The sequence below is a fragment of the Streptomyces sp. NPDC044033 genome, assembly GCF_056434425.1.
On record NZ_JBWKFF010000011.1, the window covers coordinates 142851 to 169309 of the forward strand.

General features: G+C 73.3%; 14 protein-coding genes. 11 read left to right on the forward strand and 3 right to left on the reverse strand.

The genetic code is table 11. The annotated features are described in order from the left end of the window. Positions 1-182 precede the first annotated feature (182 nt). Positions 183-7763, forward strand: a complete 7581-nt coding sequence (locus AC07AB_RS20825) for an SDR family NAD(P)-dependent oxidoreductase (RefSeq protein ID WP_478568949.1) — start codon at positions 183-185, stop codon at positions 7761-7763. Positions 7764-7804: 41 nt separating this feature from the next. On the opposite strand, the gene AC07AB_RS20830 is transcribed toward AC07AB_RS20825, so the two are convergent. Beyond that, on the reverse strand, positions 7805-8719 hold the full coding sequence (locus tag AC07AB_RS20830; RefSeq protein WP_478568952.1) for a LysR family transcriptional regulator: 915 nt from the start codon (positions 8717-8719) through the stop codon (positions 7805-7807). Between the two features lie 210 nt (positions 8720-8929). Here AC07AB_RS20830 and AC07AB_RS20835 point away from each other — a divergent pair, with 210 nt between their 5' ends. The 3 genes from AC07AB_RS20835 (at position 8930) to AC07AB_RS20845 (ending at position 11398) form a co-directional block, all read left to right on the forward strand. Continuing rightward, positions 8930-10213 (forward strand): MFS transporter, encoded by a 1284-nt coding sequence (locus AC07AB_RS20835; protein ID WP_478569228.1) that lies wholly within the window; start codon positions 8930-8932, stop codon positions 10211-10213. A 420-nt stretch (positions 10214-10633) separates the two neighbouring features. Next, positions 10634-11029, forward strand: a complete 396-nt coding sequence (locus tag AC07AB_RS20840; RefSeq protein ID WP_478568955.1) for a GNAT family N-acetyltransferase — start codon at positions 10634-10636, stop codon at positions 11027-11029. Positions 11030-11065: 36 nt separating this feature from the next. Further along, positions 11066-11398 (forward strand): hypothetical protein, encoded by a 333-nt coding sequence (locus AC07AB_RS20845; RefSeq protein ID WP_478568958.1) that lies wholly within the window; start codon positions 11066-11068, stop codon positions 11396-11398. Here AC07AB_RS20845 and AC07AB_RS20850 read toward each other — a convergent pair. Further along, positions 11376-12854: an MFS transporter gene (locus tag AC07AB_RS20850; protein WP_478568961.1), complete on the reverse strand. Its 1479-nt coding sequence runs from the start codon at positions 12852-12854 to the stop codon at positions 11376-11378. The two genes, AC07AB_RS20845 and AC07AB_RS20850, sit on opposite strands and share 23 nt — an antisense overlap. Then, positions 12851-13354 (reverse strand): MarR family winged helix-turn-helix transcriptional regulator, encoded by a 504-nt coding sequence (locus tag AC07AB_RS20855; RefSeq protein ID WP_478568964.1) that lies wholly within the window; start codon positions 13352-13354, stop codon positions 12851-12853. Before AC07AB_RS20855 ends, AC07AB_RS20850 begins: the two co-directional genes overlap by 4 nt. 146 nt (positions 13355-13500) lie before the next feature. Here AC07AB_RS20855 and AC07AB_RS20860 point away from each other — a divergent pair, with 146 nt between their 5' ends. The 7 genes from AC07AB_RS20860 (at position 13501) to AC07AB_RS20890 (ending at position 26330) form a co-directional block, all read left to right on the forward strand. Further along, positions 13501-14109, forward strand: coding sequence for a cysteine hydrolase family protein (locus tag AC07AB_RS20860; RefSeq protein WP_478568967.1), 609 nt, complete (start codon positions 13501-13503; stop codon positions 14107-14109). 455 nt (positions 14110-14564) lie between these two features. Then, entirely contained in the window at positions 14565-15617 is a 1053-nt protein-coding gene (locus tag AC07AB_RS20865; protein ID WP_478568970.1) for a dipeptidase, read from the forward strand. A 46-nt stretch (positions 15618-15663) separates the two neighbouring features. Next, on the forward strand, positions 15664-19152 hold the full coding sequence (locus AC07AB_RS20870) for a serine hydrolase (protein WP_478568973.1): 3489 nt from the start codon (positions 15664-15666) through the stop codon (positions 19150-19152). A 1-nt stretch (position 19153) separates the two neighbouring features. Then, positions 19154-20473, forward strand: coding sequence for a M20 family metallopeptidase (locus AC07AB_RS20875; protein ID WP_478568976.1), 1320 nt, complete (start codon positions 19154-19156; stop codon positions 20471-20473). Positions 20474-20779: 306 nt separating this feature from the next. Then, complete coding sequence (locus AC07AB_RS20880; RefSeq protein ID WP_478568979.1) at positions 20780-22222, forward strand: serine hydrolase domain-containing protein; 1443 nt, start codon at positions 20780-20782, stop codon at positions 22220-22222. 504 nt (positions 22223-22726) lie between these two features. After that, positions 22727-25054 (forward strand): terpene synthase family protein, encoded by a 2328-nt coding sequence (locus tag AC07AB_RS20885; RefSeq protein WP_478569230.1) that lies wholly within the window; start codon positions 22727-22729, stop codon positions 25052-25054. Between the two features lie 265 nt (positions 25055-25319). Continuing rightward, complete coding sequence (locus tag AC07AB_RS20890; RefSeq protein WP_478568982.1) at positions 25320-26330, forward strand: RICIN domain-containing protein; 1011 nt, start codon at positions 25320-25322, stop codon at positions 26328-26330. Positions 26331-26459: the final 129 nt, after the last annotated feature.

The following is a 26459-nucleotide window of genomic DNA, read 5'->3' on the forward strand; positions in this document are numbered from 1 at the left end:
GCGTTCGCGGAACCACTCCGACGAGTGAAGGCGACAATGCACGCCCATTTCACCCTTTTCATTGATTCCAGCGACATTCGACCCTGATGGGCGACTTCCACCGCTCTTGACAGCAATCTGCCACTACGGTGCGTCGCCTGACAGTGGCGCGCGGCCGTCCTCCGCCGACGAGAAGAGGATCGATGCAGCAGAGCAACACGGCGACCCACCCGCCCATCGCCGTGGTCGGGGCCGCCTGCCGACTGCCCGGCGGGGTCAACTCGCTCCGCGCGCTGTGGTCGGCGCTGGAGGAAGGGCGCGACCTGGTCGGCGAGGCGCCGCCCGACCGGTTCGAGGCGGACCGTTTCGTCGACACCGGCGTGCCGCGGCCGGGCAAGAGCTACACGGCCGCCGGCGGATTCCTCGCGGACGTCGCCTCCTTCGACGCCTCCTACTTCGGGATCTCGCCCGCCGAGGCGGAGCAGATGGACCCGCAGCACCGGCTGCTGCTGGAACTCGCCGCGGAGGCGCTGGACGACGCGGCCATCGCCCCCCGGCGGCTGGCCGGTTCGGACACCGCCGTGTACGTCGGGATCTCCGACGCCTCATACGGTGCGCTGCAGTTGATGGCGGAACGGTCCATCGGCCCGTACACGATGTCCGGCGGGGCCTCGGCGCTGGCCGCCAACCGCCTCTCGTACGCCTTCGACCTGCGGGGGCCGAGCATGGCCGTGGACACGGCCTGCTCGTCGTCGCTCATCGCCCTGGACCGCGCGTGCCACACGCTGTGGGACGGCACCAGCCGGGTCGCCGTGTGCGGCGGCGCGAACCTGCTGATCTCCCCGTACCACTACGTGGGCTTCTCCCAGGCGTCGATGCTGTCGGTACGGGGAGTGCCGGCGCCCTTCTCCGCGCAGGCCGACGGCTTCGTACGCGCCGAGGGCGGCGGGGTGGTGATCCTCAAGCCGCTGGACGCGGCGCTGGCCGACGGCGACCGGGTGCACGGAGTGATCCTGGGCACCGGGGCCAACAGCGACGGCCGGACCCTGGGCATCGCGCTGCCCAATGAGCGGGCCCAGGAGGACCTGCTCCGGGAGGTGTACGCGCGGGCCGGGGTCGACCCCGACGATCTGGTGTACTTCGAGGCGCACGGTACGGGCACCCCGGCCGGCGACCCGCTGGAGGCGCTGGCCATCGGCCGGGCCCTGGGCACCCGCCGCATCACCGGGGACCTGCCCTTCGGATCGGTCAAGAGCAACCTCGGCCACCTGGAGCCGGCGTCCGGCATGGCCGGGCTCTGCAAGGCACTGCTGGTCCTGCGGCACGGGGCCATCCCCGCCACCCTGCACGCCGACGACCCCAGCCCGCACATCGACTTCGCGGGGCTGGGCCTGGAGCTCACCACCACGCCCCGGCCCGTCGCCGCCGGCCGGCGGCCGGTGGTGGGGGTCAACTCCTTCGGCTTCGGCGGCGCCAACGCGCACGCCATCGTCGCCGGCGCCCCGGCGCCGGCCCCCGCGGACCCCGGCCGCCGGCCGGAAGCGCCGCTGCCGGTGCTGGTCTCGGCGCGCGACGAGAAGGCCCTCGCCGAGGCCGCGGCCGCCTTCGCGGAGCATCTCGCCGACGTGCCCGAGGAGGAGTTCTACGACGTCGCCCACACCACGTGCCGACGGCGCGGCCGGCACGAGCACCGGGCCCTGGTGCTGGCCCGCACCCCGGGCGAGGCGTCCCGGGCCTTCGCCGAACTGGCCGACGCCGAGCGGACACCGCCGTGCCCCGAGCCCGGCGGCCCCGTCGGCGCCCGTGCGCAGGAGGTGCGCAGCGGGCGGGTCGCGTTCGTCCTGTGCGGCAACGGCTCCCAGTGGGCCGGCATGGGCGCCGACCTCCTGGCCCACGACCCGGCCTTCCATGCCGCGGTCGAGGAGTTCGACGCGCACCTGACGCCCCGGCTCGGCTGGTCGGTGGCCGACTGCCTGGCCTCTCCCCCCGACGACTGGCGGCTGGCGGCCACCGAGGTCGCGCAGCCACTGCTGTGCGCCGTGCAGTTGGGCATCTCCGCCGCGCTCCGCGCCAAGGGCATCGAACCGGCCATGGTCGTGGGCCACAGCGTCGGCGAGGTCGCCGCCGCGCACCTCGCCGGAGCGCTCACCCTGGCCCAGACCGCGCGGGTCGTCGCGGAGCGCGGCGCGGCGCAGGCCCCCACCGCCGGCCAGGGCCGGATGGCGGCCGTGGGCCTGGGCGCGGACGAGACGCGGGCGCTGCTGGCTCCGTACGGCGAACTGCTGGAGATCGCGGCGGTGGGCAGCGACCGGGAGGTGACCGTGTCGGGCGACGCCGGGGCCCTCGCCGCTCTCGGCGAGGAACTGACCCGGCGGGAGGTGTTCTTCCGCGACCTCGGTCTGGACTACGCCTTCCACAGCAGGGCCATGGACGGGCGGCGCGAGGCCCTCACCGAGGCGCTGGCCGGTCTGGAGCCGTCCGTCGCGGCCCTGCCGATGTACTCCACCGTCACCGCGGACCGCGTCCTGGGCCCGGAGCTGGACGCGCGGTACTGGTGGCACAACGTGCGCCGGCCGGTGCGCTTCGCCGCCGCCGTCGAACGCGCCCTGGACGACGGCGCCGACATCCTGCTGGAGATCGGCCCGCACCCGGTGCTGCGCGGCTCGCTGCGCCGCGTCGTCGCGGGCCGCCCCACCGAGCACGTAGCGGTACTGCCCACCATGCGGCGCGCGGCGGACGCCGTGCACGCGCTCGACACCACGTGCGCGGCGCTGCTGGCCGCAGGCGCGGAGTTCGACTGGTCGCGCCTGCTGCCGGCGCCCGGCCGGGTGGTGGACCTGCCCGCCTACCCGTGGCAGCGGCAGCGGCACTGGAAGGGCACCCCGCAGTCCTGGGTGCGCTCCAGCGGCGACGGCGTGCTGCGGCACCCGCTGCTCGGCGAGCGGCTGCCCGCCCCCCAGCCCGTATGGCAGGGGACCATCGAGCCCGTGCTGGCGCCGTGGCTCAGCGGTCACCGGGTGGGCGGCTCCGTCGTCATGCCCGCCACCGCCTATCTGGAGATGGCCCTGGCCGCGGGGCGGTCGGTGCTGGACACGGCGGTCGAGGTCCAGCACATGGACATCAGCAACGCGCTGGTGGTACCCTGGCCCGACGCGGGCGGCACGAGCGTACAGACGTCCTTGAACCCCGACGACGGAACGTTCTGCCTGACCAGTACCACCGAGAACTCCGAGCAACCGCGGCCCCACGCCCGCGCGCGCGTCCGCGCCCAACTGCGCCCGCAACCCGCGCCGCTCGATGTCGGCCGGGCCCGCCGGGACTGCCCCGAGCCGCTGACGGCGGAGCGGTTCTACGGCGCCTGCGACGCCGTCAGCCTGTGCTACGGACCGGCGTTCCGGGTGCTGGAGGAGATGTGGCGCGGGCCGGGGACCGCGCTGGCCGCCTACCGGCACGACGCGCCCGGCGACCCCTACACGGTCCACCCCGCCCTGCTGGACGGCGCGCTCCAGACCGGGGTGGCCCTCCTGCTGGACCGGATCGCCGCCGGGCGCCCCTACCTCCCGTCGACGATCGCCGCGCTCCGGGTGTGGAAGACCCCGGCGCCGCACGGCCTCATGCTCGTACGCGAACGCGGCCGTACCGACGAGGAGGTGTGCTGGGACATCCTCATCACCGACGACGACGGCGCCGTCGCCGCGGAACTGGAGGGCTGCCGGCTGCGCCGGCTACAGATCAGCCAGGTCACCCAGGTAGGCGTCATGGAGACCGTGCTGCGGGCGGCCCCGCTCAAGGAACTGCCCCGCACGCCCGTACCGCTGCCCGCCCCGGCGGAGCTCGTGGAACGGGCGGACCGGCGGATCAAGCGCTTGCGCGCCGCGTGGCACGGCACGGGCTACGGCGAGGCCGTCGAGAGCCTGCACCGGTACACCGCCGCGCGGTACGGAGAGCTGATCGCCGCGCTGCTCGACGACACGGACAAGCCCTTCGCCGTCGAGGACTTGATCGCCCGGGGCCTTCCGGCACAGCACGAACGCCTCTTCGCGCTGCTCGGACCGTTCCTGGAGCGGCAGGGCGTCTGGCGGGCGGAGGACGACCGGTGGCGGCTGTGCGTACCGGCCGCGCCGTCGCAGTCGCTCCTGGCCGACTTCGTCGGCCGCCATCCGTCCTCCGGCGCCGCCGCCGCCCTCGCCGCCCGGCAGCTCCAGACCCTGGCGGACTCCTGCCACGGCGGCGAGGACGCCGCGGTGGCGACGGTCTCCGACTCCACGGCGCGCATGCTGGAGCAGTACTACGACGTGGCGCCGCTCTGCCGGTTCCACAACCGGCTGGCGCAGGCGCTGATGGAGCAGGTGGCCGGCGCCTGGCCCGCGGACCGTACGCTGCGGGTGCTGGAAGTCGGCGCCGGTACGGGCGGTATGACGGCGGCCCTGCTGCCTCTGCTGCCGGCCGACCGCACCCACTACACGTTCACCGACGTCTCCACCTACTTCCTCACCCGGGCCGAAACCCACTTCGCCGCGTACGACTTCATCGAGTACGCCGCCTTCGATCTGGACCAGGACCCGGCGGAGCAGGGGCTGACCGCAGGCGGATTCGACCTCGTCGTGGCCTCGAACGCGCTGCACACCGCCGCCGACCTGCGGGAGTCGCTGCACCGGGTGCGCTCCCTGCTGGCACCCGGCGGGCAGTTGCTGGCGTTCGAGGCGCATGACGCGGAGGTGCTGGCCCCCGTGTTCGGCGCCCTGGACAGCTTCTACGCCCACACCGACCACGAGCTGCGCCCCGACTCCCTCCTGCTGCCCCGGGACGCGTGGCCGCGACTGCTCACGGAGTGCGGCTTCGCCTCGGTGGCGCTGACGGGTGACGACGAGCCGCCGGTCCGCGACCAGTGGTCCGTCTTCCTCGCCGCCGCCCCCGACGCACCGGAGGCACCGGAGGCACCGGAGGCGCTCCTGCCCGCGGCGGACAGCGCCGGCACTTACCTCATCGCCACTGAGCGGGAGAGCGAACTGCCCCTGGCCCAGGCGCTCGGCGAGACGCTGGAGACGTGTGGTGCGGGAGCGGTTCGTACGGTTCCGCTGGCCGACCGGCCCGAGGGATGGGAGGCGCTGCTCACGGAGGCGGTCACGGGCGCGAAGCCCGCGCAGACGGTCGTCGTCACCGTCCTTCTCGGGGGCGAGGAGGCCGCCGGGCCCGACGGGACCGTCGCCGTGGCCACTCGCCGCGCCGTCGCTCTCGGCGCCCTCGCCACCGCCCACGAGCGGCTGCCCGAAGGCGCCCACGCCGAACTGTGGCTGGTCACCCGCCCCTGCGGGGCCCTGCCGGCGCTGGAGGAGATCACCCACCCCGAGGACGCGGCCATCTGGGGCGTCGCCCGCACCCTGGCCAATGAGCACCCCGGCCTCGTGGGCCGCCGGGTGAGTCTGCGCCGCGGCGCCCCGGCGGCCGATGCCCTGCGGCTGGCCCGGGAGATGCTCGCGGCCGGCGACGAGGACGAGATCGTCCTCACCGCGTCCGACCGCTTCGTCCCCCGGGAGCGGCCCCGTCCCGCGAGCGCCCGGCCCGCCGGAGACACCCCGTTCGCGCTGCGCGTCCGCCAACCGGGGCTCTCCTACCAGCTGGTGTGGGAGGAGACGCCCGCCCCGGCCCCGCCGGGACCGGGCGAGGTGCTGGTGGACGTACGCGCCAGCGCCCTCAACTACCGCGACATCATGAAGGCGGTCGGCCTCCTGCCCGCCGAAGTGTTCGAAAGCGCCGCGGACTCGGCCGGGGCCGGCCTGGAGTGCGCGGGCGTGGTCCTGGCCTGCGGCCCCGGCGTGACCGATTACGCGCCCGGTGACCGGGTCGTGGGCATGGCGTACTCCGCGTGCGCCAGCCACGCCGTGTTGCAGTCGGCCAAGATGTGGCGCCTGGCCGACTCGGTGTCCTTCGCCGAGGCCGCGGCCTCCCCCATCGCGATCAGTACCGTCCATTACGGCCTGGGCGAGCTCGCACGGCTGCAGCCCGGGGAGACCGTGCTGATCCACGGCGCGGCGGGCGGGGTGGGCCTGGCCGCGGTCGGCTACGCGACGCACAAGAAGGCACGGGTGATCGCGACGGCGGGCAGCGACCTCAAGCGCACGTTCCTGCGGAGCCTGGGCGTCGAACACGTCCTGGACTCGCGAACCCTGGACTTCGCCGAGCAGGCCCGCGACATCACCGGCGGGCAGGGCGTGGACGTGGTGCTCAACTCCCTCGCCGGGGAGGCCATGGCCCGCAGCCTGGAACTCCTGCGGTCGGGCGGCCGCTTCGTGGAGCTGGGCAAGCGCGACTTCTACGAGAACAAGCCGTTGCTGCTGCGGCCGTTCACCAAGAACATCGCCTTCTTCGGCGCCGACGTCTCGCAGGTCCCGGACCACTGCTTCCCGCGCATGCGCGCGAAAATGGGGGAACTGGCCAGTGGGGGCGAAAACGTCAAGGTCCCGTATACCGTCTTCCCCGCCGCCCGCGTCGCCGAGGCCTTCGCGCTCCTCCAGCACTCCCGCCACCTGGGCAAGGTCGTCATCACCTACGACCCGCTGGACGAACCACTGCTCATCGAGGAACGCCCGGCCGCGCCCCGGCTCGACCCCGAGGGCAGCTACCTGGTCACCGGCGGCACCGGCGGGTTCGGCGCGGCCACCGCGTGCTGGCTGGCCGACCTCGGCGCCCGGCACCTCGCCCTGGTGAGCCGACGCGGCGAGCGGGCCCCGGAGGCAGCCCGTACGGCCGCGCTTCTGGCCGAACGCGGCGCGCAGGTCAGCGTGCACGCCGCGGACGCCACCGACCCGGAGGCGGTGCGCGCCGTCCTGGCGGAGCTGGAGGCGGCGGGCCGGCCGCTGCGCGGGATCGCGCACGCGGCGATGCACCTCGACGACGCGTCCCTGAGCGAGCTGACCCCCGACCGGATCCGCGCCGCGCTCGCGCCCAAGATGGCGGGCGCCCAGGTCCTGGAGTCCGTGGCGAAGGAGAGCGGCGCCGAACTCGGCCTGTTCCTGCTGCACTCCTCGGGCACCGCCGTCGTCGGCAACATCAAGCAGGCCCCCTACGTGGGCGCCAACCTCTATCTGGAGGCACTGGCCCGCCGGCGCCGGCAGCGGGGGGAGGCGGCGCTGGCCATCGGCTGGGGGCCCATCGCCGACACCGGGTACGTCGCCCGCAACGAACTGGGCGACGGCATGGAGCAGATGGGCATCAAGCCGACGACCGCGGCGGACTCATTCGCCGCGGCGGCCCCCCTGCTCACCTCCGGTGCCGATGTGGCCTCGGTCCTGCGGGTCGACTGGGGCCGGCTGCCCGCCCTGATCCCGCAGATGGCCGCGCCCCGGCTGCGGGACCTCGCCCCCGCCGGGGCCGGCGACGCACTGAGCCGGGACGAGCTGATGGCCCGACTCGCCGCCATGAACGCGGACGACGCGCTGGAGTACCTCCGGACCGCCCTCGCCGGTCTGCTCGCCGAGGTGCTGCGCACGGAGGCCGATCAGCTGGACCACTACCGCAGGCTCGACGACTACGGCATGGACTCGCTCATGGCCGCCCAGATCCTGGTCACCGTCCACCAGCGGTACGGCGTCGACATCCCGCCCATGGAGCTGCTGCGCAGCAACGGCACCATCGACGACCTGTCGCGGATCCTGCACGTACGCCTCGGGCTGGGCGGCCATTCGGCCCCCGCCGCCCAGCCGCAGGTGGTGGCCCAGTCCCGTACGGAGAGGGAACCGGAGGCAAGGGAACCGGAGGCAGCGGACGCGCGGCCTGCCGGCTGATCCGGCGCGATCCCGGAGGGGGCGCGGCGCCCCTTCCGGGATCACTCCCGCCCTTGGCCGCTCCCCGGCCGGGACCACTGCCCGTCCGGGGTCACGCCGAGTCCGCGCAGGAACGCCGTGGCGGGCGGTGAGGGGCCCAGCCGGCTCCACACCAGCCGTTCGGTGCGCGCGGGAGCGCCCCATACGCGCAGGATGTGCAGCCCGGTGAGGTCGGAGGCGATGGCCTCGGGCACCATGCCCACCGCCAGTCCCGCGCGTACCAGCTTGGCCAGCAGTTCCACGGTGGTCACCTCGAAGGCCACCTCGGTCCGCAGCCCGGCGGCGAGGAACGCCTCCTCGGTCTGGCGGCGGGCCGCCGAGCCCGCCGTGTAGTCCACGAACGTCTCCCGTGCCAGCCGCCGCAGACCGACCCTCTCCTGATTCGCGAGGGGGTGGCCCGGCGAGACCACCGCCACCAACTCCCCGTGCGCCAGCAACTTTTCGCGCACCCCCTTGATGCGCTCACCGGGCACCACGCCCACGAACGCGATGTCCAGGGTGCCCTGCCGGACCTGTTCGATGAGCTCCTCGCTCATATCGACCCGCATGCTGATCCGCACCTTGGGGTGCTGGGCGCGGAACTTCCCCAGCTCCTTGGCCAGGTCGACGGCGGCGACGGTGGAGATCGCGCCGACGGCGAGCCGGCCGCGCACCTCGCCGGCCGCCGCCTCCACCTCGGCGCGGGCCCGCTCGGCCGCTTCCAGGGTCTGCCGGGCGACGGGGACGAACGCCTCCCCCGCGGCCGTCAGCCGCACGCTGCGGCTCGTACGGTCGAAGAGCCGGGAGCCGAGCTCCTTCTCCAGGCGGGCGATCTGGTGGCTGAGCGCGGACTGCACCACGTGGCAGCGCTCGGCGGCGCGGGTGAAGCCGCCGGTCTCGGCGACGGCGACGACGTAGCGCATCTGCTGGAGCTCCATGGCGGGATCATAGCGATCGATCGCGGAACGCGATCGATGAGATGACAGCTATGTGTTGGACTCATCGATGGTGGACGGCTCACTGTGGACCATGCGCACCGGCCCCGCCGTCATGGCGGGGCCGGTGGCCGTTCATGCGTGTGGTGCCAGGGAGGACATGTGGGAAAGACGGAGCACGGCCCGGATCGACCGCCTGGGCTGGGGCGCGGCATGCTGCTGCTGATGTCCGTCGCCACCGGCCTGTCCGTGGCGGGCAACTACTTCGCCCAGCCGCTGCTGCATGTCATCGGACGCGACCTGGGGCTGAGTCCGTCGACCGCGGCGCTGGTGGTCACCGTCGCGCAGGTCGGGTACGGGCTGGGGCTGCTGCTGCTCGTACCCCTGGGGGACCTGGTGGACCGGCGGCGGCTGGCGGTGGGGCTGTGCGCGGCCACCGCGGTCTTCCTGACCGTGACCGCGAGCGCCCCCAACGGCACGTTCCTGCTGATCGGCACCGCGCTGACCGGGCTGGCCTCGGTCGCGGCCCAGGTGGTCGTGCCGTACGCGGCGAGCCTGGCGCCGCCGGCCGAGCGCGGCCGGACCGTGGGCACGGTCATGACGGGGCTGCTGCTGGGCATCCTGCTGGCCCGTACGGCGGCCGGGCTGCTCGCCGACCTCGGCGGCTGGCGCACGGTCTACTGGGTCAACGCCGCGCTGATGCTGCTGATGGCGCTCCTGCTGAGGCTGCGGCTGCCCTCGCTGCCCACCTCCGCGGGGCTGAGGTATCCGGCGCTGATCGGCTCCACGCTGCGGCTGTTCGCCGACGAGCCCGTGCTGCGGTGGCGGGCCGCGCTGGGCGCGCTGTCGTTCGCGCCGTTCAGCGTGTTGTGGACGGCGATGGTCTTTCTGCTCTCCGGCCCCTCCTACGGCTGGTCGGAGGCGGCGATCGGGCTGCTGGGGCTGGTCGGCGCGGCCGGTTCGCTGGCCGCCTCGACGGCGGGCCGGCTGGCGGACCGGGGGCTGGTCCAGCACGTCTCCGGCATCGCGGCGTTCCTCCTGCTGGGGTCCTGGGGGCTTTTGGCCCTGGGCGGGTCCGGCGGCGCCTGGCCACTGGTCGCGCTGCTGGCCGGGGTGATCGTCCTGGACCTCGCCGTACAGGCGCTGCACATCAGCAACCAGAATCTCGTCTACGCCGTACGCCCCGAGGCCCGCAACCGCCTCAACTCGGCCTACATGACGAGCTACTTCGTGGGCGGCGCGGTCGGCTCGGCACTGACCAGCGTGGTGTGGAGCGCGGCCGGCTGGGGCGGGGTGTGCGCGCTGGGCGCGGCGCTGTCGGCGGCTGGGGTCGTGGTGTGGGCGGCGGAGCGGCTGCGCCACCGGGCTGCTGTCGCGGCCGAGCGCCCGGCGGCGTCTGCGCCGGGCGGGGAGGGCGTCCGTTCCGTGGCTGCCCCGCGCGACTCCTCCGGCACGGCTTCGGCGGAGGGGACCGCGTCGCGGCGGGACGCTCGGTAAGAGCGGGCCGTCCGCGGGCCACACACAGCCCGAGTGGTCGCCTTCAGTGGGGAAGAATCGACGATCGGCGGCGTTCCCGCTGCTCGTGTGGCCCTACCTCGGACGCTCCGGGCGGGGGCCGCGCAAGGCGACGCGGGACAAGCCGTCGGGGAGCGGACTCGACGAGGCCGCCGGGGCTGTCACCACGGCGGTCGAGGATGCTGGATTCGGCCGCCCCGATCCGGTCGGCTCCGCACTCAGCCGACGGAGGGTTCGCCACACGCGGGGAACGCCCGACGCCGCCGTGACGTCGCACACGGAGCCCTCGGCGCACCGGGGCGCGATCGAGGCGACGGGGTCGCACGACGTGGGCAACGAGCCGATGCCGCCGGCCCGTTCGCCATCCCGTTCGGCTCCCCCGCAGAAGGCTACGATCGCGGCATGACGATCACCTATGAGTGGCGCGGCGATGTCGACAACGAGTCGATCGAGGCGCTGCACTCCGAGGGCTTCGACCACCCGCCTCTCGCGACCGATTGGCTCACGCAGCTCCACCAGCACAGTCTGGGCTGGGTCTGCGCACGAGAGGAAGGGCGCCTCGTCGGTTTCGTCAACGTCGCCTGGGACGGCGGCGTGCATGCCTTCATTCTCGATACGGTCGTGGCCCGTGCGGGGCAGAAACGGGGCATTGGCACCGCGCTCGTCGCGGCGGCGGCGGAAGGGGCCCGGGCCGCCGAATGCGAGTGGCTGCATGTCGACTTCGACGACGGTCTGGAGTCTTTCTATTTCGATTCCTGCGGGTTCACATCGACGAAAGCCGGGCTGATCGCGCTGTGAAATTCAGCGTCCCTTGATCCGGTCGTCTCCGGGCACGTGCTGCGGGCCGTCCAAGTCCTGCCCGTACCGGACGCGGCGGTGGCGGCCGCGTCCGAGGACGCGTCGGCTGTCCTGCGCGAACGGCTGGCGCTAACGGCTGGCGCGCACGCCGGCGTCCTGCGGGCGTACCGCGCCGGCCGGTACACAGTGTGGCGGTCGCACGCGGCGGCTCGCGGCTCGCCGTACGGCCGGTCGTACACCCCGCCCCCCTTCGGCCCACCACGCGCCGCCAGGGACGCGGCCCGCGACTGCGATCCGGCGGGCTCGGTGCGCGTGTTCACCGGCCGACGGCTCTCGCGGAACCGCGTCAGGCGGCCCGTCCGCGGCTGAGGGACGCGATGAGGGCGAGGACGCAGGTGCCTGCGAGGGTCAGGAGCGCCCAGCGGTAGCCGGTGGTGAAGGCTTCCAGGGTGTGCGGGGAGAGCGCGGAGACCGTGCCGGCGTAGGCGGCCTTCTTGACGGGGTCGGGCAGGCCGCCGGTCACGATCGCGAGGGAGAGGGCGGTGCTGACCGCGTACCCGGCGTTCTGTACGGTCTGGCGCACGCCGTTGGCGATGCCGCGCCGTTCGGGCCGTACCGAGCCCATGATGGCGCCGGTGTTCGGGGTCATGAACAGTCCCACCCCGGCGCCCACGGCCAGCAGGCACCCCGCGAGGGCCGCGCCGTTCATGTCGGGGCCGACCACCGCGGACAGACCGAACAACCCTGCCGCCGAGACCGCCAGGCCGGTGCTGGACAGGGCGCGTGCGCTGAAGCGTTCCCGGAGCCGGCCGGCGGCCGGGGCCGCGGCGGCCATGGCGGCGGCCACGTACAGGATGTGCAGCCCGGCCTGGTAGGGGGCCATACCGGCGGCGGCCTGGAGGTAGAGCGACATCAGCAGCACCACGGCGAAGTAGGCCATCGCCACCAGGAACAACGAGAGGTAGGCCAGGCTGCGGGCGCGGTCGGCGAACAGGCCGAGGTCCAGCAGCGGCTGCCGCCGCCGGGCCTGCACCATGAGGAAGAGCGGGGTGAAGACGAGGAAGAGGGCGCCGCCGGCGAGGACCGGCGGGCTGGTCCAGCCCAGCGCTCCGCCCTCGGACAGGGCCAGGATCAGGCCGCCGAGGCCGAGCGTGGACAGCACGGCGCCGAGGTAGTCGAAGGACTCCCCTCGCGTGCGCGCCGCTCCGGCGGGCAGCACCGTGCGGGCCCAGACGAGGCCCAGCAGTCCGACGGGCACGTTGAACCAGAACACCGCGCGCCAGCCCAGGCCGGAGGCGAGCGCACCGCCCAGGGCCGGGCCCACCACCTGGGCGAGGGCGGCGACGGTGGCGTTGATCCCCAGCGCGGTCGGCAGTCTGCGCGCCGGGAAGGCGTCGGTGATCAGCGCGGTGATGTTGCACAGCAGCGCCGCCGCCCCCACAGCCTGTAGGCAGCGGAAGACGATCAGCCAGCCGATGCCGGGCGCCAGGCCGCACAGCAGGCTGCCGACGGTGAGCAGGGCTATCCCGCCCAGGTACATGCGGCGCCGGCCGATCATGTCGGCGACCCGCCCGAAGACGAACACCAGCACGGTGGTGACCAGCATGTAGGAGAGCAGGGTCCAGGAGGCGCCGGAGGCCGAAGCGCCGAAGTGGCGGCTGACGGTGGGCAGGGCGACGTCCATGGTGGAGGTGTTGACGCCGGCGAGGAAGCCGCCGAGCCCGGCGACCGCCTGCACCTGAAGCAGGCGTCGTCCGTGGCTCGCGGGCGGTGTTTCCGTCGGGGCGGCGGCGGTTTGAGTACGAGCAGGTGGCTGGGTCGTCAATTGACCCTCCTTTCCTTGTCCTCGGCGCCGGGCAGCGCTTCTGGGTCGAGATGGGCGAGAAGGGTCTCGCCGATGGTCGTGAGCTGGTCGCGCAGGTCCCCGGCCAGCGGGGCGAGGACGTGCTCGCGGACGCTGCGCGCGTAGACGGGCGCGGCCTGCTCCGCCCGTTCCAGCCCTTCCGGGGTCAGGACGGCCAGCCAGCCGCGCTTGTCGCCTTCGGGGACCTCGCGGCGCACCAGCCCGGCCTTCTCCAGGCGGCCGACGGCGTGCGTGATCCGGCTGGCCTTGGAGCGGGTGATCTCCGCCAGGCGGCTCATGCGCAGCGCTCGCCCCGGGGCGCGGCGCAGCCGCCAGAGGATGTCGAAGTAGCTGCGAGGCAAGCCGAGTTCGCGCTCCAGGTCCTGGTCGAGCCGGTCCGTCACCGCCTCCCACGCACGGTTGAGGGCGCGGAAGGTCCGCAGTTCGTCGGGGTCCAGCCAGTCGAGCTGGTCATCGCTCATCACCTTTACTACACTACTGGATTATCCAGCACTGTAGTAAATCGTGCCGGGACGCCCACCCCGCACCGGTCCGGTCCAGTCCGCTACGGCGCACAAGGAGTCCGAATCCTTCAGGAAGGAAACTCTTGCCCAGCGAAACTCCCACCTTGGCAGCCGACCGGACCGCGTTGCTGCTCATGGACTTCCAGCACTCCCTGCTGGAGCCCCTCCCCTCGTCGGAGCGGCTCGTGGAGCGCGCCCTGCGCGCCCAGCGCGCCGCGCGGTCGGCAGGCATCCAGGAGATTCACGTGCGCGTCGCCTTCACCCCGGAGGACCACGCCGCCGTCCCCGCGCACAACAAGGCGTTCGCCCCCCTGGCCCGGGCCGGCGCCCTGCCCGCGGGCACGCCGGGTACGGAGGTCCACCACCTGCTACGGGCCGACGGGCGGGCGCACACCGTCACCAAGACCCGCGTCAGCGCCTTCAGCACCACCCCGCTCGACGCGCTGCTCCGCGCACGGGGCATCGACACCCTGGTGCTCGGCGGCGTCTTCACCAGCGGCGTCGTCCTGTCGACCCTGCGGGACGCCGCCGATCGCGACTACCGCCTCCTCGTCCTCGGCGACCTGTGCGCCGACGGCGACCCGGAACGCCACGAGGTGCTGATGCGCTCCATCATTCCCTTGCACGCTGACGTGCTCGACGTACCGGCCTTCGAGGCCGCCGCCGGAGCGGACAGTGGCCCCAACTCCACGGCGGGGCACGCCGAACGCTGAAGGTCCACGGCCGCATGGCCGCATGGCCGCATGGCCGCATGGCCGCATGGCCGCATACGAGCATCCGCTACGGCCCGCCCCGCGTACGTCCTGTACACCCGTACGCGGGCCGGGCCGTCGGCTGCGCTGTAATACCAGGTGCCGCGCGCTTCTTGTGCGCGGGGGCCGTGGACGCCGAGCCGAGCGATCTGCACCGGCGGCTTGCCACTTCGCGGGAGAACCCGGCCACCTCGCGGGAGAATCCGACCGCCAGGAAGCCGGGGACTCCGACCCGCCGGAGACCGGAGACCCCGGCCGATCGAGAACGGGCAGCCCTCCCCGGCGGGCGCCAAAGATCACAAACGCCCCGGAGCGGGTAAGTCCTCCCCGTCGAGCGCCGAACGACCCGCCGCCCGGCCGGAAACGGAAGGACCCGTACCCCCGACAGGCGACCCCGCCCCCAATGGAGCCCGAATATGACCACACCCCCCAGCCACGCCGCCGACCTGCACCGCCGCAGCGTCGTCGCCGACACCCACAACGACCTGCTCTGCGCCGTGACGGCCCGCCCCGTCGACCAGTGGGCGTCGTTCTTCCGCGAGCAGTGGCTGCCCCAACTGCTGGCCGGCGGCGTGAACATACAGGTGCTGCCCGTGTTCGTCGACGACGCGTACCGGCCCGAGGGAGCGCTGCGGCGCACCCTGCGCATGATCGAGGCCGCACACCGCCTCGCAGCCGGCAACGCCGACGCGGTCCGGCTCTGCTACGACGGCGCAGAGGTGGACGCCGCCCTGGAAGACGGGAAGATCGCGCTCGTACTCGCCCTGGAGAGCGCGCCGGGCATCGGCGAGGACGTCGAACTCCTGGAGACCCTCTACCGGCTCGGCGTACGGATCGCGTCCCTCGCGCACTTCGGGCGTACGGCGCTCGCCGACGGCAGCGGTGAGGACGCGGCCGGGAGCCGGCTCACCCGCGCGGGCGTCGCCGCCCTCGCCGAGATGGAGCGCGTCGGCATGATGTTCGACATCAGCCACCTCGGCGCGGCCGGTGTCGGCCACGTGCTGGAGCTGGCGACCCGGCCGGTCATCGCCACCCACTCCTCGGCGCGTGCGCTGCGCGACCACCACCGCAACCTCACCGACGACCAGGTGAAGGCGACCGCCGCCAACGGCGGCGTGGTGTGCGTGAACTTCTTCGCGCCGTTCCTGCACGAGAGCGACTTCACCCTCGGCCGCCTGGTCGACCACATCGAGCACCTCGCGAACGTCGCCGGCGTCGGCCATGTCGGGCTCGGCCCGGACTTCGTGCAGGAGGTGATGGCCGACACCACCCCGCCCTGCTGCGCGGACCCGATCATCGAAGGCTTCCGTACCGATCGGTTCCTGCCCGGCCTCGAAGGGCCCGCCGGACTGCCCCTGGTGACCGAGGCGCTGCTCGGGCGCGGCTGGGCCGATGACGACGTCGCCCGCGTGCTGGGCGGCAATGTGCTGCGCCTCTTCCGCGACCGCCTCGGACGCCCCGCTGCCTGACCGGCCGGACCACACCCGCCCCTACCGCCCCAGGAGGTATCGCACTGTGACCCCACGCCACCGCATCGACGACCTGTACGGCCTCGCGCTGCCCGAGCAGCCCGCCGTCTCGCCGGACGGCGACCGGATCGTGTACGTACTGCGCACCGCCGACCGCGACGCCGACCGCGACGTGACGACGCTGTGGCAGGTCGGCGCCGCCGCCGACGGCGGCGAGCCACGCCGGCTGACCCACGGCCCCGCGGACCGCGCGCCCGCCTGGTCGCCCGACGGGACCCGGATAGCCTTCCTGCGCTCCCGGGGCGACGCGCCCGCGCAGATATGGCTGATGCCCGCGGCGGGCGGGGAGGCCGAGCGGATCACGGCGCTGCCGCTGGGCGCGGGCGCCCCGGTGTGGAGTCCGGACGGCGGCTCGCTCGCGTTCACCGCGCCGGTCGACCCGGCCGCGGTGAACGGCGAGAGCGACGCCGACCGCGCCCTGCGCGCCAAGCGGCCGGTCGTCGCGCGGCGCTTGGACTACAAGGCGGACGGCGTGGGGCTGCTGCGGGCGGTCCGCACCCACCTGCACACGGTCCGCCTCGCCGATCGCGAGGTCCGGCAGATCACGTACGGCGACTGGAATGCCGACGCCCCCGCCTGGTCGCCCGACAGCACCCGGCTGGCCTTCTCCGCGGCCCGCGGGGCCGACTCCGACCTGTCGCTGAGCAGCGCGGCGTACACCGTCGAGGTGGGCCCGCACCGCGCCGAGCCGGTGCTGGCCGGCTCGGCCACCGGGCGGGTGGCGGCGGTGACGTGGACGGCGGACGGCGCGGCGCTGCTCGTCGTCGGGTCGACGGGTACGGCGGTCGGGCACGCCCGGCTGCTGCGGGTACCGGTGGACGGCGACGGGAGCGCCGGGCCCGCCGACCTCACCGGCTGCCTGGACCGCAACGTGATGCCCGGCGGGCCCGGCTACGCCGGGGCGCTCCCCCAACGCACCGCCGACGGGCGCCAGGTGCTCGTCTGCCTGCGGGACCGCGGCTTCAATAACCTGTACGTCGCCGGCTTCGACGGCGGCATGCCGCGCCGGGTGGTCGGCGGTGGCAGGCTCCATGTGATCGGCATGTCCACCGCGGGCGGCACCGTCGCGATCGTCCTGGCCACCGCCGACTCCTACGGTGAGATCGCCACCGTCGACCTCTCCTCCGGCGCGACCCGCGTGCGCACCCGGCACGGCACGGCCGACGCCGCCCTGTTCACGCGTGAGGAGCGGGAGTTCACCGTGTCGGACGGCACGGTGGTGCACGGCTGGCTGGTGCGCGACCCCGAACGGAGCGGGCCCACGCCGCTGCTCCTGGACGTGCACGGCGGCCCGCACAACGCGTGGCACGGCGCGGCGGACCCCGCCCACCTCTACCACCAGGTGCTCGCCGAGCGCGGCTGGACGGTGCTGCTGCTCAATCCGCGCGGCAGCGACGGCTACGGCGAGGAGTTCTTCACCGCCGTGCTCGGCGGGTGGGGGCTGTCCGACTCCGCGGACCTCACCGAGCCCATCGACCAGCTCGTCACCGAGGGCATCGCCGACCCGCGGCGGCTCGCCGTCGCCGGGTACAGCTACGGCGGGTTCATGACCTGCTATCTGACCAGCCGTGACGACAGGTTCGCGGCGGCCGTCGGGGGCGGTGTGGTGACCGATCTGACCAGCATGGCCGGTACGTCGGACACCGCGTTCACGCTGGGCGCGGCGCTGCTGGGCGGATGGCCGTGGGACTCGCGCGAGCACTACGCGCGGCAGTCGCCCCTGAGCCGGGTCGAGGAAGTGCGCACGCCGACCCTGATCGTGCAGGGGGCCGAGGATCAGCGCTGTCCCGTCGGGCAGGCCGAGCAGTGGTTCAACGCGCTGCGCACCCGGGGCGTGCCCACGGAGTTGGTGCTGTATCCGGGTGGCACGCACATGTTCCCGCTGGACGGGCCGCCCTCCCACCGGGCGGACTTCAATCAGCGCGTCGTGGACTGGGTGGAGCAGTACGCCGGTGAGCCGGGGCGACCGCGCAGGGCGCCCTTCGACACGGCCCACTGGCAGCGGCGGCTCGCCGAACTCGCCACGGCGCACCGGGTGCCGGGCGCGGCTCTGGGCATTCTGCGGCTCGGCCCCGCCGGCGGCTCGTCGGACGCTTCGTCAGACGCTTCTTCGGACGCTTCTTCGGATGCCTCTTCGATCGGCTCCTCGGTCCGCTCCTCGGACGGCTCCCCGGACGGCTCCTCAGGCGTCTCCCCGAGTGACGAGGTGCTCCAGGCCCACCATGGCGTCCTGTCCACCGCCACCGGCGTCAGTGTCACCGACGACTCGGTCTTCCAGATCGGGTCCATCACCAAGGTCTGGACGGCGACGGTCGTCATGCAACTCGTCGACGAGGGCAAGCTGGACCTGGACGCCCCGCTCGTCGACGTACTGCCCGAGCTGCGGCTGGCGGACCCCGGCGTCGCCAAGCAGGTGACGATGCGGCATCTGCTCACCCACACCAGCGGCATCGACGGCGACATCTTCACCGACACCGGGCGCGGCGACGACTGCCTGGAGCGCTACACCGAACTGCTGGAGGGGGCGCGGCAGAACCATCCCCTCGGCGGGACGTTCTCGTACTGCAACTCGGGGTTCAGCCTGGCCGGGCGGGTCATCGAGAAGCTGACGGGCCTGACCTGGGACCGCGCGCTGCGCGAGCGGCTCTTCACGCCGCTGGGCCTGACCGGTGCGGTGACCCTCCCGGAGGAGGCGCTGCTGCTGCGGGCCGCGGTCGGGCACGTCGCCGAGGGCGACGCGGAACCCGCGCCCGCCCCGATGTGGGGGCTGCCCCGTTCGGCCGGGCCCGCGGGGCTGGTCACCGCGGCGACCGCGGACGTGCTGGCCTTCGCCCGGCTGCATCTGACGGGCGGCCTCGGCCCCGATGGCGAGCGCGTGCTGAGCGCGCGGAGCGCGGCGGCGATGGCAGCCCATCAGGCCGACCTGCCGGACCGGGACACGCTGGGCGACTCCTGGGGGCTGGGCTGGATACGGTTCGACTGGGACGGGCAGCCGGTGTACGGGCACGACGGCAACACCATCGGCCAGTCGGCGTTCCTGCGCGTACTGCCCGGCCAGGGCCTCGCGGTGACCCTGCTGACCAACGGCGGCAACGCCCGCGACCTGTACCAGGACCTGTTCCACGAGATCTTCGCCGATGTCGCGGGCGTGAGCGTGCCCGCCCCGCTCGCCCCCGCCGACCAGCCGCCCGCCGTCGATGCCGCCCGGCACGCCGGCGTGTACGAGCGGACCGGCGCACGAGCCGATATCGCTTACGCCGATGGCAAGTTGATGCTGCGTCATACGACGACGGGGCCACTGGCCGCGTACGAGACGTCGCCCACCCGGGAGGCCGAGCTCATTCCGGTCGACGACGGGAAATTCGTCTTCCGGATGCCCGGCACGCGGACCTGGGTCCCGGTCACCTTCTACACGCTGGAGACCGGTGAGCAGTACGTCCACTACGGCGTCCGCGCCACGCCGAAGGTGGGCTGACATGGCCGTTCACGACTCTCGCCCGGACGTATCCGGCTCCGGCCGGGACGTATCCGACCCCCGCCCCACCGGTTCCGGCCCCACCGCCTCCGACGCCACCGACTCCCGCACCGCCGCCTCTGACCCCGCCGGCTCCCGCACCGCCGCCTCCGGCCACACCGTCTCCGCCCACGGCTTCGAAGCGGCGCTGCCGCGCATCCTCGCCGACATCGAGGCACTGGTGCGCCGCGAGTCGCCGTCCGCCGACCTGGCGGCCGTGGCGCACAGCGCCGATCTGGTGGCCGAGATGGGGACAGCGCACCTGGGGGCGGCCCCTGAGCGCATCGTCCTCGACGGGCGCACCCATCTGCGCTGGCGGCTCGGCGACGGGCCGCGCCGCGTCCTGGTCCTCGGGCACCACGACACGGTCTGGCCCATCGGCTCGCTGGACACGCATCCGTTCGGGATCGAGAACGGGCTGCTGCGCGGCCCCGGCTGCTTCGACATGAAGGCCGGTGTGGTGATGGCCTTCCACGCCGTCGCCGCGCTCGGCGCGGCGACCGGCGGCGCGGCCGGCGTGACGGTGCTGATCACCGGCGACGAGGAGCTGGGGTCGCCCTCGTCCCGTGCGCTGGTCGAGGAGGAGGCCCGGGGCCGCGACGCGGCGCTGGTCCTGGAGGCGTCGGCGGACGGCGGGGCGTTGAAGACGGAGCGCAAGGGCGTATCGCGGTACGAGGTGGCGGTGCGGGGCCGGGCGGCCCACGCCGGGCTCGAACCGCATCTCGGGGTGAACGCGAGCATCGAGGCGGCGCATCAGATCCTCGCCGTCGCCGCGTTCGGCGACGCCGCGGTCGGCACCACGGTCACACCGACCCTGCTCACCGCGGGCACCACGTCGAACACCGTCGCCGCACAGGGGCGGTTCGCGGTCGACGTCCGCGTGCGCGATACCGCCGAACAGGCCCGTGTCGACCGCGCGATGCGGTCGTTGCGGCCGGTCCTCGACGGCGCCGGCGTCGAGGTGTCGGGCGGCCCCAACCGTCCGCCGCTGCCCGGCGCCGCGTCGGAGGAACTGTTCGTCCGCGCCGTCCGGCTCGCCCGCGAGATGGGCGTCGGGCCGCTCACGGCGGTCGCCGTCGGCGGCGCGTCGGACGGCAACTTCACCGCGGGCGTCGGCACGCCCACCCTGGACGGCCTCGGCGCGGTCGGCGGCGGCGCGCACGCCGACCACGAACACGTCGAGGTGGCCGAACTGCCCCGGCGGACCGCCCTGCTCACGGCGCTGCTGCGGGACATCCTGGCGCGCCCCCACGGCGAAGAAGACGACTCCCGACCTGATTGACCTGTCCGGCGTCGCGGCCCGCGGTCCTTCGCCAACGCGCCCGCCAACACGCCCGACGGCGGGGCCGTCGCCACGCGCCACCTCCCCGCCGACCCACCGGGCGGACCCCGGCCGCGCCCTCGGACGGCGCTCCACCGACGCCCCCGCTGCCCCCGCTCACCGGACTGGTGCCGGGCGGCGGATCGCGGCCAGCCGCCTCGTACGTGCGGCCGAATCGCCGCGCCGACCTGCGGCCTAGCGTTGCCGACAGGTCACCGGCCCCGCCGCTGGACAGACACCAATTCCCGCAAATAACGAAGGATGCGCATGTCACAGGAACCGTCGGAACCGCAGACGTCGTCACCGTCCGGCGCGGGCGCGAACCCGCGGCTCGACGCCCTCCACACCTGGTTGAACGGACGCCTGGCGGCCCTGCTCGACGAGCACCACGTGCCGGGAGCGGCCGTCGCCGTGAGCGTCGGCGACGCGGTGATCGACGTCGCCGCGGGCGTCCTCAGCAAGCGCACCGCGGTCGAGGCCACGCCCGACTCCGTGTTCCAGATAGGTTCGGTCACCAAGGTCTGGACGGCGACGCTGGCCATGCAACTCGTCGACGAGGGAGAGCTGGTACTCGACGCGCCCGTGCGCGACTACCTGCCCGACTTCGCGCTCGCCGACGGCACCGCCGCGGCCGCCATCACCGTCCGGCAGCTGATGTGCCACGTCAGCGGGTTCGAGGGCGACCTCTTCACCGACACCGGCGTGGGCGACGACTGCCTGGAGAAGTTCGTCGCCACGCTCGGCGACGCGGCGCAGTTGTTCGCGCCGGGCGAGCGGTTCTCGTACAACAACGCCGGCTACTGCGTGCTCGGCCGGATCGTCGAGGTACTGCGCGAGAAGTCCTACGACTCCTGTCTGCGGGACCACCTCTTCGCCCCGCTCGGCCTCACCCACGCGGCTGCCGGCCCGTACGAGGCGATCCTGCACCGGGCCGCGGTGGGCCACATCCAGACCGCGCCGGACGCCGCGTTCGAGCCGGCGCCGGCGTGGGCGCTCCCCCGCTCGACCTCCCCCGCGGGCTCCATGCTCGCCATGCGCCCCCGCGATCTGCTGGCCTTCGCCCGGATGCACCTGGCCGACGGCGTGGGCCCGGACGGCGCGCGCGTGCTCAGCGCCGAGAGCGCCCGGGCCATGCGCGAACCCCAGACGGACGTCCCGTACCTGGGAATCATGGGCGACGAGTGGGGTCTCGGCTGGGAGGTCTTCGACTGGCCCGGCGGCACCGTCATCGGCCATGACGGCGGCACCATCGGCCAGTCCGCGTTCCTGCGCGTCGTACCGGGCCAGAACGTCGCCGTGGCGGTGCTGACCAACGGCGGCGAACCGCTCGGCGTGTACGAGGAGATCGTCGGGCGCGTCCTGCGCGAACTCGCCGACGTGGAGCCGCCCGCGCTGCCGGTGCCGGCCCCCGACGCGCCGCGGATCGACGCCGCGCGGTACGTCGGCACGTACTCCTCGGGCGTCGCCGACACGGTGGTCAGCCAGGATGCCGAGGGCCGGATATGGGCCGAGCGGACCCCGAAGGGGATCTTCGCCCAACTCGGCGGCCCGCCGGAGCGGATAGAGCTCGCGGCGGCGCGCAAGGACTCCCTGATCGCCGTCGCGCGCCGGCACGGCATGTACCAGATCCACTCCTTCGTCGGCGACGACGGGGACGGCCACGCGCTGTTCCTGCACACCGGGCGCGCCGACCGCAGGGTCGCGCCGTAGGCGACGTGAGAGACGTGAGAGACCTAAGCGACGTGGCCCAGCGGCGCGGCGGTCTTCGAAGAGGCGGGCGCGCGGGGCTCCGCACCCGCCCGTGAAGTGCGCGTGGGCGAGGTGCGCGTCGGTGAGGTGCGCGTCGGTGAGGTAGCCGCCCGCCTCCCAGGGCGATACGGAGGAGAACCGCGCCGACCGCGGCGGCGGTCGTCACCGCCGTCCTGGGCCTGGGCCTCGCCGACTGCGGCGGGCCGTCGAGCGGCGGTCGCCCTCGGCCGGGCTGCTGCCCGGCCGAGGGCCGGACCTTCACCACGGCGATGCCGGCCGGCCCGGACCCTCATGAGCGACGGGTGAGCACCGGATGAGCGACGCGCGGGACAGCACCCGTACGAGTGGTTTGCCGTTCGGAACGGTGCGGCGATTCCACCGGGGCTTCTACGGTCGCTAGCGCCCATCCGTGCACTCACTGGAGGCCCACGCACCGTGCAGCCCTTCGAACTTCCCGACTTCTACATGCCGTACCAGGCCCGGCTCAACCCCAGCCTGCCCCGTGCTCAGGCACACGCCGCGCCGTGGGCCCGGAGCATGGGGATGCTGGAGGGCTCGGGGGTGTGGGACGAGGCGGAGCTGGACGCCCACGGTTACCCGCTGATGTGCGCCTACACCCACCCCGACGCCGCGCCCGAGACGCTGGACACCGTCACGGACTGGTATGTGTGGGTGTTCTTCTTCGACGACCACTTCCTGGAGACGTTCAAGCGGACCGGCGACATCACCCGCGCCAAGGCGTACCTGGACAGGCTGCCGCTGTTCATGCCCCGGGACGGCTCCCCGATGCCGGAGCCGACCAATCCGGTCGAGGCCGGGCTCGCCGACCTGTGGGACAGGACCGCTCCGCAGATGTCCCCGCAGTGGAGGGAACGATTCTTCGAGTCGACGTTCAACCTCCTCCAGGAATCGATGTGGGAGCTGCACAACATCAACGCGGGCCGGGTGGCCAACCCGGTCGAGTACATCGAGATGCGCCGCAAGGTCGGCGGCGCACCGTGGTCGGCGGACCTCGTGGAGTTCGCCAACGGGACGGAGGTGCCCGACGCGGTGGCCCGCAGCCGTCCGCTGCGGGTGCTGAAGGACGCCTTCTCGGACGGGGTGCACCTGCGCAACGACCTCTTCTCGTACCAGCGGGAGGTCAGCGAGGAGGGTGAGCTGAGCAACGGCGTGCTCGTCGTGGAGCGGTTCTTCGGCTACGACCCGCAGCGGGCCGCCGACACGGTCAACGACCTGCTGACCTCTCGGCTGCACCAGTTCGAGCACACGGTCCTCACCGAACTGCCGCCGCTCTTCGAGGAGCACGGCCTGGACCCGGTCGCCCGCGCGCAGGTGCTGGCGTACGCGCAGGGGCTGACGGACTGGCAGAGCGGCGGCCACGAATGGCATCTGCGCTCCAGCCGGTACATGAACGGCGGCGACGGCGCCGCCGACAGTGCGGGCGCCTGGTCGCCGCCGGGGCCCTCCGGGATCGGCACCACCCGGATCGGGGCCGCCGCCGCCCGGGTGTCCAGGGCACCGGCCCAGGGCGCGGGCACCCGGGCGCGCTCCTTCCACCTCCCCGCGTACGAGCGGGTCGGCCCGACCGCCACTCCGGACCTCCACATGCCGTACGCCCTACGGCTCAACCCGCATCTGGACCAGGCGCGCCGGGACCTGACCGAGTGGGCGCGGCGGACCGGCATGACCGTACCGGCCGCCGGTGTACCCGGAGACGGCCGGTGGACCCAGGAAGTGCTGGAATCCGGCGACTTGGCCCTGTGTTCGGCGGGCCTCGACCCGAACGCCTCCGTCGAGGACCTGATCACCAGCGCCAGGTGGCTGGCCTGGGGCACGTACGCCGACGACTACACCCCGGCGTTCAACGCGACCCATGACGCGGCGGGGCTGAGGCGGTACATGGAGCAGACGCGCCAGTGCATGCCGGTGGACGGTTCGCCCGCGCCGCCGCCCGTCGACGCCTCGACCCGGGCGCTGACGGACCTGTGGGTCCGTACGACCGCGTCGATGAGCCAGGCGGACCGGGAGCGGTTCCGCCTGGCCTGCGACGAGTTCATCGACAGCTGGTGGTGGGAGTTCAGCAACGCCGAGGTGCACCGGGTGCCCGATCCGGTGGACTACATCGAGATGCGGCGCAAGACGTTCGGGTCGGACATGACCGTACTGCTCGGGCAGCTGGGCCGGGGCGGCAAGGTGCCGCCCGAGCTCTTCGCGACCACCACGGTCAAGAACCTCGAAGCCGCGGCCATGGATTACGCGACCCTGCTCAATGACTGCACGTCGTTCCAGAAGGAGATCGAGTTCGAGGGCGAGATCCATAACGGGGTGCTGGTGATCCGGCAGTTCTTCGACTGCACCACGGAACAGGCCACGACGATCGTGATCGATCTGATCAACTCCCGGATGCGGCAGTTCGAGCATCTGATCGCCATGGAACTCCCGCTGCTGTGCGCGGACTACGGCCCGGAAGTCGGCAAGGAATTGGAAGGGTACGTGGACGGCCTCAAGGACTGGATGAGCGGGATCAAGAATTGGCACGAGGAGGTCGACCGCTACAAGGAGCCCAGTCTGCGCAGGCGCTACGGGCGGCAGGAGGCGGCCGGTCTCGGGTCGGCCCCGATCGGATCGCTTTCGGGCGGGTCGCTTTCGGGCGGGTCGGTCCCGGTCGGTTCCCATTCGGGCAGGTCGCTCTCGAACGGCGCGCTCCCTGCCGGACCGCTTCCGATCGGGCCGCCGCGCGGGCTGGGGACCTCCGCCGCCCGGCTGGTGGAGGCCCTGTCGGCCCGGGTGTGAACGGATGCCGAAACACCGCCATCGCGCCATGAGGGCCCAAAAGGGCTTCCGAACTCCCCGCCGAGCACTGCCATTCGTAAGGATTTCACCGGCGACTTTCATATCTCTCTGACCGCGATGGAGTCGACCACTTACCGTTCGACGGTCGGCCACACCACCGGGCCGCTTCGGGCATCACGAGAGGATCACTTCTGTGTCCAGCACAGCAGCATGGCACATCGTGTTTTCGCGAAGATTGACAGCCGTCGTCGCGGCGGCGTTCTGCATGGCACTCGGAATTACGGCACCCTCCGCCGATGCCACGCCCCGGCAGGGCACCGCCGCCTCCGAGCTGGATCAGGTGACGTTCACGTCCGTCGGCAACGGCCGCCGCCTGGATGTGCAGAACGGCACCCCCGGGGACGGTTCCATCATCGTCACCAACTCGGCGCCCGGCTACGACCAGTCGTGGCACATCGGCTCCGGGGCCTCCGACGCCTCGTTCAGCATCGTCAACAACACCACCGGCAAGTGCCTCGACGCGGGGTTCCCCGCGCGGCAGCAGCCCTGTGACGGGCGCGCGGGCGAGAAGTGGTACTTCCAGCCGGTCGCCGGGTCCAAGCAGAACGCGTTCATGATCCGTCACGAGGGCGACAACGCCTGCCTGGACGTGGTGCTGGGCGCCCAGTACGACGACGCGTGGACCGACAGTCACGGGTGCAACGGCTCGGCGGCCCAGCAGTGGACGCTCCCGGCCGACTCCTACAAGGCGGCGTGGAACATGGCCGTCGACTACGCCGCAGCCCGGTGCTCGAAGAACACCGCGACCTGTTCGTGGGTCGCGACCCGCCAGGCCCCGGCCGCGCCGCTGCCGAAGGTGTGCGTCTCACCGGTCTGGTACAACGGCACCGGAGCCTCGGTACCGTGGACCTTCTCGCTCAGCACCCAGACGGGGTGGACGAGCGAGATCGGCTTCTCCCTGTCGTCCAAGCTCGGCGGCGGGTCCGACCCGGGCCTTCAGGTCGAGGTCGGCACCACGGTCAGCGGCAAGGTCTCCATGAGCGTCTCGCAGGATCTGGGCAACAGCCTGACCGTGGCGGTGCCGCCCGCTCAGTACGGCTGGGTGGCGCTGTCGGAACTGGCGACGAAGGTCACCGGCAAGTGGACGTTCGACGCGCAGGGCTTCGCGTGGAACGCCGAGGACACGGTCACCGTGCCGCTCAAGAGCGATGACAGCGGCGGCGCCAGCGTCTACGCCGCCAGGACCAGCCCGACGTTCACTTCCTGCGCCGCGTAGCAATACTTCTCCGCCGAGGACGGCGGTCCGGGGGCCCCGCCCCCCCCCCCGGGGGGGGGGGGGGGGGGCGTTTTTCCCCTGCCGTGGGTGGATGCGGTGACCCCTTTCCCCTGAACATGGTGGAGGGGA

Coding starts and splice junctions, on each gene's coding strand:
- AC07AB_RS20830 (WP_478568952.1), bottom strand. CDS start 8,719: ATGGAGCTCCAGCAGATGCGCTACGTCGTCGCCGTCGCCGAGACCGGC.
- AC07AB_RS20880 (WP_478568979.1), top strand. CDS start 20,780: ATGTCACAGGAACCGTCGGAACCGCAGACGTCGTCACCGTCCGGCGCG.
- AC07AB_RS20825 (WP_478568949.1), top strand. CDS start 183: ATGCAGCAGAGCAACACGGCGACCCACCCGCCCATCGCCGTGGTCGGG.
- AC07AB_RS20890 (WP_478568982.1), top strand. CDS start 25,320: ATGGCACTCGGAATTACGGCACCCTCCGCCGATGCCACGCCCCGGCAG.
- AC07AB_RS20875 (WP_478568976.1), top strand. CDS start 19,154: ATGGCCGTTCACGACTCTCGCCCGGACGTATCCGGCTCCGGCCGGGAC.
- AC07AB_RS20865 (WP_478568970.1), top strand. CDS start 14,565: ATGACCACACCCCCCAGCCACGCCGCCGACCTGCACCGCCGCAGCGTC.
- AC07AB_RS20835 (WP_478569228.1), top strand. CDS start 8,930: ATGCTGCTGCTGATGTCCGTCGCCACCGGCCTGTCCGTGGCGGGCAAC.
- AC07AB_RS20855 (WP_478568964.1), bottom strand. CDS start 13,354: ATGAGCGATGACCAGCTCGACTGGCTGGACCCCGACGAACTGCGGACC.
- AC07AB_RS20885 (WP_478569230.1), top strand. CDS start 22,727: ATGCCGTACCAGGCCCGGCTCAACCCCAGCCTGCCCCGTGCTCAGGCA.
- AC07AB_RS20840 (WP_478568955.1), top strand. CDS start 10,634: ATGACGATCACCTATGAGTGGCGCGGCGATGTCGACAACGAGTCGATC.